Below are 8,126 nucleotides of genomic sequence, written 5' to 3'. Positions count from 1 at the left end.
AAAAGAACGCACTCGATAATATTAATATTTTCGTGACGCAAACGAACAATCGGTTCGACGAATATTTTTACCGAATGGATCAGCTTTCAAAGTCGATTTTCTTTAATCGGAACGTTCAGGCCATCATGCTCGAGAATAAATCATGGCAGGAATCCGATATTTTGCTGAAAAATTTAAACTCGTACTTGTCACTGGAACCTGCCTTAAACTCTATCGGCATGATTAGTTCAGAAGATTTCCGATTAGTGTCCACCGGAGAACTGCTTATGCAACCTATGGTGGCGTATTTAAAAGAGATGGAAGATAAGAACAGAATAAGCAATAAGCTGCAGATTTCCCCTCCATTTTTAAAAGACCAGGGCATACTCGCTTTCAGGAAGGTTAAATCCGTTCTTCCAAACCGATACCTGCAGGAAATTTACATAGGCGTATTGTTATTGGATACGGAGTGGATACAGCAAATATTACGCTCAGCGGATTTGGCGGATAAAGCAGAGCTCTATATTATGAACGAGAGCGGCGATCTCATTGGCTCTTCGACTAATAACCCCGATTTTGAGCAAATATATGCCCAGACTAGAACGAATCAGGATTATAAAGTCATCGATTTTCAAATGAACGGCATCAATTACTTGTACCAGTCTCTCCCGATCAAAAGCTTGGGTTGGAAGTTCGTTGCATTAATTAATGAGGATAAGCTGGTGGTAAAGGCATCAATCATTCAGTATATCGTGATTTCGGCTATAGCCATCATGGTTCTAATCGTCATCTGGGTCGCGATCTCCTTTAATATTCGTTTAACCCATCCCATTACTAAGATGGCCGATATTTTCGATAGCGCAGCGAGCGGTGACCTGGATGCCCGGTTGAGATTCGGCTATAAGAATGAAATTACGATTATTCAGGACCACTATAACAATATGATGAATGAAATCAAGAAGCTTACGGACAATCTGCTACAATCACAGCAGCAGCTCTATGAAACAGAAATGGAGAAACGAATGTTTCAGTTAAATGGTCTCCAAAGCCAGATTAATTCTCATTTTTTGTATAACGTACTTCACTCTATAAGGGGCATGGCCTTGTCCAACGCAAAGAGGGAGGTAGCTGTCGCAATTGACAATCTCGTCTCTTATTTCCGCTACATTACGCGTACTGATGAATTTGTTCTTCTGCACAAAGAGCTTGAGCATCTGGAGCGATACATAGATATTCAAAAAATAAGGTTTGGAGAACGGCTGCAGTTTAAAGTAATCGTAGATCAGGGGCTCGGAGCCCGTTCGATCGTGAAGCTCATTCTTCAGCCGCTTGTGGAGAATGCCTTATTTCATGGTCTCGAAGGAAAGCCAGGGCGATGGATCATTCGCATCCATGCGACTATTGAAGAGGAGAATCAATTGCTGATCAAGGTGATGGATAACGGAATCGGCATGAGCGAGGAACGCTTGATGCGCATGCATCTAGAGTTTGAAAGCATGAATAAGAACTCATCCGAAACCGCAGGGCTGGGACAAGGAATCGGGTTGGTCAATATTCATAAGAGAATTCAAATCTATTATGGGAAGCCCTATGGACTATCCATCAAGAGTTGGAAAAATAGGGGTACGGTTGTGACGGTCAGCGTACCGCTTAAAGCGAAAGGGTGAGTAAACTATGTACAAGCTGTTACTCGTTGATGATGAGCCGTGGATATTGAAGGATATGGAACTTATTGTGGATTGGGAAGCACTCGGCTTTCAAATTGTAGCGAAATTAAACGACGTACATATGGCTGAAAGCTTGTTAAAGCGGCAATCGATCGATGTCGTGATCAGCGACATTCGTATGCCAGGGAAAAGCGGCTTGGATTTATTGTCTTTCGTGAACCGTGTATCTCCCCATACGCTGGTGGTGTTCATGAGCGCATACAGTGAATTTAGCTATGCGAAAAAAGCGCTGGAGCTTGGCTGCTTTGCCTATCTGCTTAAACCTGTCAACGAGCAGGAATTGCAGGATACGTTAAATAATTGCAGCGATCGGTTAGCTAAACGTGATCGGGACCAGCGCGTACTTCAAACCTATCACAACTCCATGCTGTTTTTGGAAATGATCGAGAAGGGATTAACCATACAGCAAGTATCCAAACTGTTAAAAGGTTTGGGTGTTGAAATGGGAAGCGGAGCGGGATATGCCTTTGCTATCGTTAAAAGCAAAACAGCCATATCGGAGCAATCCTTGCTGAATACGGATCGATTGCTGCAAGAGCATGGCTTTGCCTTATTTCGTGCCATGGCGAGCCCACTCAAATGGACGTATTTATTAAGTCGTTCTGACATGGATTCGTATACGTTTAAGTCATTATATAAACACATTCTAACCATGGCCGCAGAGCTTCAATGGGATGTAGGAGTAAGTCTGTCGAACGACTCCGACAGTCAAATCGCTAAATATTACAACCAGGCGAATATGATGGCTGAAACCTCGAGCTTGAACCGCAGGATAGGTGTTTACCGCTATAGGCCAAGAGTAAATGCGGCATTGCCGTCTATCATGGAACGGATAGGCAAAGCAACAAAGCTTGAGCATCTGGAAGCTGCGTTATTCGATTTGCATAGAGGAATCGCCAAAGATCAAATTCATTTAAGTGGGCTTGCTGAAATCTATAATTTTTTTGTCGTGGTGATCAAAAACTTCACTTCGTCGACCCAATCATTCGCTGAGGACTCCATTACCGTCCAAGATCTGGTTCTCCACTACGGCAATCCCCATGATTTACTTGTACAGATGAGGATGTTAATTGACGAGCATAAGAAGAAACCTCCGGAGTTAACAACAATTCCTATCGTTGAGGAGATTATCAAGGATATCGAACGACGATATGCGCACAAATTATCTCTCAAAGAGTTTGCCCAGCAGTACTTTATTAGCCCGAACTATTTGAGTCATCTGTTCAAACAGGAGAAGGGCCAAAGCTTTATCCATTTCCTCATTCAGAAAAGGCTTGATGCGGCTATTACGCTGTTGAAAGAAGATATATCACTATATGATGTAGGGAAATTAGTCGGGTATGAAGATTATGCCCATTTCAGCAAGCTATTCAAGAAACATCTTGGCCAATCGCCGCTAGAGTACAAACAGCGCTTAGACAATAAAAACATCGCCCACAAGAAACTACAACCAAATCTCTTTGATTAACACATAGAAATGCAATCGAGCCCGTGTCACAATGATTACCATCTATCAGGAATAGAGGGTGATTGAAAAGTGACATGGGCTTATGGTATGGAAGAGAATACGATGGAAGTGCAGAGTTGGATTAAAATTTACGAAAATGGGATTTATCTGGAGATTGAGATTGCTGAAAGTGGAGATGTCCGTCTGGTTCATCTATCTCCCTTTCCAGCAAATGAAGATGTACTAGGAACTGAGGAGGAACGAAGAACGCGCCGAATCGTCGAACTGCAGGCGACGGGGGAAGATCGGAACGATCATCATGCGTCCAAATATACGGGGACAATGCCAGGAGGAAGGCTGAAGTACGAATGCCACAGAGATTTCTATAACGAAAGTGGAAGAAAGCTTGAAGTGGTTATGAATGATAGGGGAATGCGGGTGACGGTGCACTATCAATTTTACAACGATATCCCTGTCATCCGAGCTTGGACGGAGGTTGACAATCAGAGTTCGAATTCCATACCGATTGAATACGTCTCCTCGTTTACGATGACAGGTATCTCGAGCGAAGGTAGCGAGTCATGGGAAGACAAAAGCCGACTTCATATTTCGCATAATGCTTGGCACGGAGAGTTGCAGTGGAGAAGTTATAAGCTATCCGAGCTAGGATTAACGAAAGTAAATGATTTTTCGATCAAAAGACTTTCGTACAGCAACTCGGGAACATGGTCTTCCGCCGATCTTCAGCCGATGGGTGGCTATGAGAATACAGAGGTGGGAATGGCCATGTGCTGGCAAATCGAGCATAACGGTTCTTGGCAGTGGGAGGTGAGTGATAAGGCGAATGGTCAACTCTATTTGCAATTAAGCGGTCCTACGGAGAACGAAAGCCATTGGTGGAAAAATGTCGCGCCTGGTGAAACATTTATCTCCGTTCCTGCGGCGATTGCGATTGTTAAAGGGGGGTTCGAACAGGGAATTGTGGAATTGACGCGTTATCGGCGAGAAATCCGTCGCTGGAATGAAGACAATGAGCGACTGCCGGTTATTTTCAACGATTACATGAATTGTTTATTCGCTGATCCAACTACAGAGAAGATTTTACCCTTAGTCGATGCGGCAGCTTCGGCGGGATGCGAGTACTATTGCATTGATGCTGGCTGGTATGCGGACGGCGAATGGTGGAGCGATGTTGGACTTTGGCAACCGTCACGGAGACGTTTCCCAGGCGGATTGCAGGAGGTGCTCGACTATATCCGGGCGAAAGGCTTAATTCCGGGACTTTGGCTGGAACTTGAGGTAATGGGCATCCATTGCCCGTTAGCACAACAAGTGTCGGATGAATGGTTTTTCATGCGACATGGAAAACGGATCATAGATCACGGCAGGTATCAATTGGATTATCGACATCCCGAGGTCATTCGATATGCAGATGAAGTACTCGATCGACTAGTGACGGAGTACAAGGTCGGTTACATCAAAATGGACTACAACATTAATGCAGGTATTGGTACTGAGGTTAAAGCCGATAGCTTCGGTGATGGCTTGCTTCAGCATAATCGTGCCTATCTGCGCTGGCTTGATAGCGTATTTACTCGTTATCCGAATTTGGTGATTGAGAATTGCGGAAGCGGCGGTTTGCGTATGGATTATGCTTTGCTCGCCAGACACAGCGTGCAGTCGATTAGCGACCAGACAGATTACCGTAAGTTTGCGGCGATATCCGCTGCTGCTCCTACGGCGCTCACTCCAGAGCAATCAGCTGCTTGGTCATATCCGCTTAAGGATGGAGATCGGGAAGAGGTCATCTTTAACATGGTGAATGGCATGTTAATGCGAGTTCATCAGAGCGGGCACTTGGCGGACATTTCATCGGATCGCTTTGAATTGATTCGTGAGGGGATTTCCTATTACAAGAGTATCCGAGCATCAATTCCGAAGTCTCTTCCATTTTGGCCGATTGGCTTACCTAAGCATGGCGATCATTGGCTTAGCCTTGGACTAAGATGCGGTGAGAAGGCTTATGTGGCTGTTTGGAGATTAGAAGGCGGAACGAAAGAGTCGAGATTTCCTATTCCGGGCTGTGAGGGCAAGAAAGTAACGGTTCGTTGTGGATTTCCCCAGAATGAGAGCCTTAGTTGGAGCTGGAGTCAGCTTGAGAAAGCGCTAGTTGTTACACTTCCAACGGAATTTACGGCACGCTTATATGAATTGCACATTGAGGAGGAGTAGCCAATGGCCAAAAAGTGTGTCTATGTTGCATTGTCATTCGTTCTAGCAATGGTTGTCTTCGTTCTATACGTTTAATCCTGGCGATAAAATATTATTAAAATCAGGTGACACCTGGAATGAAGGCGTTTCACTGTGCTATACGATAACGTTATACTCATCGAACAATAGGAACGCAGGACGCCTCGATCACCGATCGGGGCATTTTTTTTAACTATATAAGTTGAACTAATGATTTTCCGATAGTGTTCCAGACTCCATCCTGACACAGAGACGATCAATAATTTTCATGGGATCTAGCATCCATACAACTTCGTAACAAACTACATCCAATGTTCTATTCTCAGCACATATTAAGGGAAGGTCGTCTATGGCACAATCAATATAGCAAGAGAGATAACAGGCGTGTATAAGGATAGGAGGCAGGTGAGTGGAGCGCGTAAAGAATGAGGATATAGCCGTGGGCATGTCGGAGATTTCCATCAGTGCTCCGACATGGAGCGGATATAAGAAAGTTAGCGTCGCTGATTTCGGTGCTAGATCCGAGGAAGGGTATTGTAATGGAAATGCCTTTCAGAATGCTATTGATTATTGCAAACGGGAACGTTCGTCCGAGCTTGTCGTTCCTTTGGGAATATATCGATTTTATAATGGCAATCATCTTAAATTCGAAGGGATGCTCGATTTTCAKTTCGATGGCGGGGGCTCTGAATTCATCTTTTCTACGGTGGAAGTCTTCTTTACCATAAGGAATTGCGTACGGACGATATTCAAAAATTTCACTGTCGATTGGGACTGGGAAAGCGGGCAATTGGCAAGCATCGGACTAGTAAGGGAAGTGGCCTCAGACAGCACTTATTTCGATCTTCACTTTCCGKAGTATGCGCAAGCGCCAGGCGATCTGAACATACGGACATTAAACGCGATGAATCCGCTGACGTTATCTGCAGGCTGCGAGTTAGGTCGTGAATTCCACGAAAACCATTTCCGGAATATTAGTCGCATGGATCTCAATACGTTCCGAATTGCACTATCCAATCCCGAAGATTTTCGCTTTCTGAATCCAGGGCAAGCTTACATCGTACGTCATTACATTTATGACGCGAACGCTTTCGAACTTGAAAGCAATCAGCATTTGCTAATCGAGCATGTAACGATCTATTCCGCGCCAGGACATGCTTTCGTGGCGTCGGGAGATCAACACCATTGGGCGCTGCGACATTGCAGAATTGTGAAACGGCCAGGAACGACGCGTTGCATTTCCGTCACGGCAGATGGCTGCCATATCAGTAATTCTCTAGGTTACTTTATGATTGAAAACTGCGATTTCAGCTACAACGGTGACGATTGCCTGAACATTCACGATAATTCTGTTCAGGGTTTCAAGCGTATCGATGATCGAATCGTAAGCTTAAGTCGTGTGCTAACATGGCGTAATCCCTTTGCGCTAGGAGACGAAATCGAGTTTCGAAATGAAGATCTGTCGCCTGCCGAGATCACGGAGCGTATCGCAGGCGTGGAATGGAATAAAGAGTATAACACCTGCACACTTACCTTTGAAAAACCGATCCCTGCCGAGGTTTCAGAACGCGCGATACTTTTTAATCGAAGATATGATTCCAGCAACTATATCGTTCGCAATAATTTCTTTCACCATAATCGCGCAAGAGGGATATTGCTACATTCCAGCAACGGCTTGGTGGAGAACAATCATTTCTTCATGAATCAAGGGTCAGCGATCCAGATTGAGTGCGGTTCCGAGTCTCGCTGGTCGGAAGGATTTGGAGTAAGCAATCTGCGTATCCGCAATAATCTGATTGACAGCTGCGATGTGAATCACTGGAACATGGCCGTTATCTACATGGGTGTATATCTTGCCAAGGGGAGAACGCAATATGCGATCTTTGACCGAGTGTGGATCGAGAATAATACAATTATTAATTGTCCGCAGCAAGCGGTTTATGCTTCATCCTGCAAAAGGATATATATCCGCAATAATGCCATTCTGAATTCCAATACTGTGAGGCTCAAATCGCATGCCGATGGAGATGAGAATGGCGTGCTCCACCCGGAATATTATCAGGGAAGTTTAATGGCAAGCTATTGTAACGAGGTTTGGATCGAGAACAATAGAAGATTGTCCACGGTTGCAACAACAGAGGATCATATTTATATCGATTATGCGACTAGCACGAATGTGAATTTACTTCATAACATCGGATTCAATCGAGACGACAGCCGGTTCAGGCTGCAGAAGAAAACAGGTGAGCTATAATATGGCGACAATCGGGGCGAAAGCCGGAACGGGTACGGATGTAGGCAGAAGAATAGTCAAATATAAAATGCTGTATCTCATGCTGCTTCCTGCCGTTGCGTTTTTATTTATATTTAGTTACATCCCCATGTATGGTGCATCGATCGCATTTAAAGAATTTTGGATTACGAAAGGAATTTTAGGCAGTCCATGGGTAGGATTTAAGCACTTCGAACAAATTTTCGCGACTGATAAGTTTTGGCAGGTTTTCACCAACACGATCGAAATCAATTTATTGCGTCTCCTAATTGGATTTCCTGCTCCGATTATTCTGGCTATTCTCTTAAATGAAGTAAGGCAAAGGGTCTTCAAACGGTCGATTCAAACGATTATTTATTTACCTCACTTCATCTCTTGGGTGACGATCTCAGGCATATTGTTCGCGCTATTGTCGAACGAGGGCCTGGTCAATAGCATTATTGTTCTATTC

4 protein-coding genes and 1 pseudogene are annotated in these 8,126 nt (G+C 44.4%); all 5 read left to right on the top strand.

The window, feature by feature from the left end; translation table 11 throughout:
• Positions 1–1,646: sensor histidine kinase (locus AC1DWN_RS22085; RefSeq protein ID WP_477561056.1), on the top strand; the 1,646-nt coding region annotated here is incomplete at its 5' end.
• Between the two features lie 7 nt (positions 1,647–1,653).
• Positions 1,654–3,174 (top strand): response regulator transcription factor, encoded by a 1,521-nt coding sequence (locus tag AC1DWN_RS22080; RefSeq protein WP_477561055.1) that lies wholly within the window; start codon positions 1,654–1,656, stop codon positions 3,172–3,174.
• 69 nt (positions 3,175–3,243) lie between these two features.
• Positions 3,244–5,385 carry a glycoside hydrolase family 36 protein gene (locus AC1DWN_RS22075; protein ID WP_477561054.1) on the top strand — a complete coding sequence of 714 codons (2,142 nt, stop codon included), beginning with the start codon at positions 3,244–3,246 and terminating at the stop codon, positions 5,383–5,385.
• Positions 5,386–5,812: 427 nt separating this feature from the next.
• On the top strand, positions 5,813–7,657 hold the full coding sequence (locus tag AC1DWN_RS22070; protein WP_477561053.1) for a right-handed parallel beta-helix repeat-containing protein: 1,845 nt from the start codon (positions 5,813–5,815) through the stop codon (positions 7,655–7,657).
• A gap of 1 nt (position 7,658) precedes the next feature.
• Positions 7,659–8,126 (top strand): annotated as a pseudogene (locus tag AC1DWN_RS22065) (sugar ABC transporter permease); the annotation flags it as partial.

Source organism: Paenibacillus sp. P4_A7 (assembly GCF_056402455.1).
Note: the sequence above shows the minus strand (reverse complement) of the source record. Positions and strands in the feature narration are given on the sequence as shown.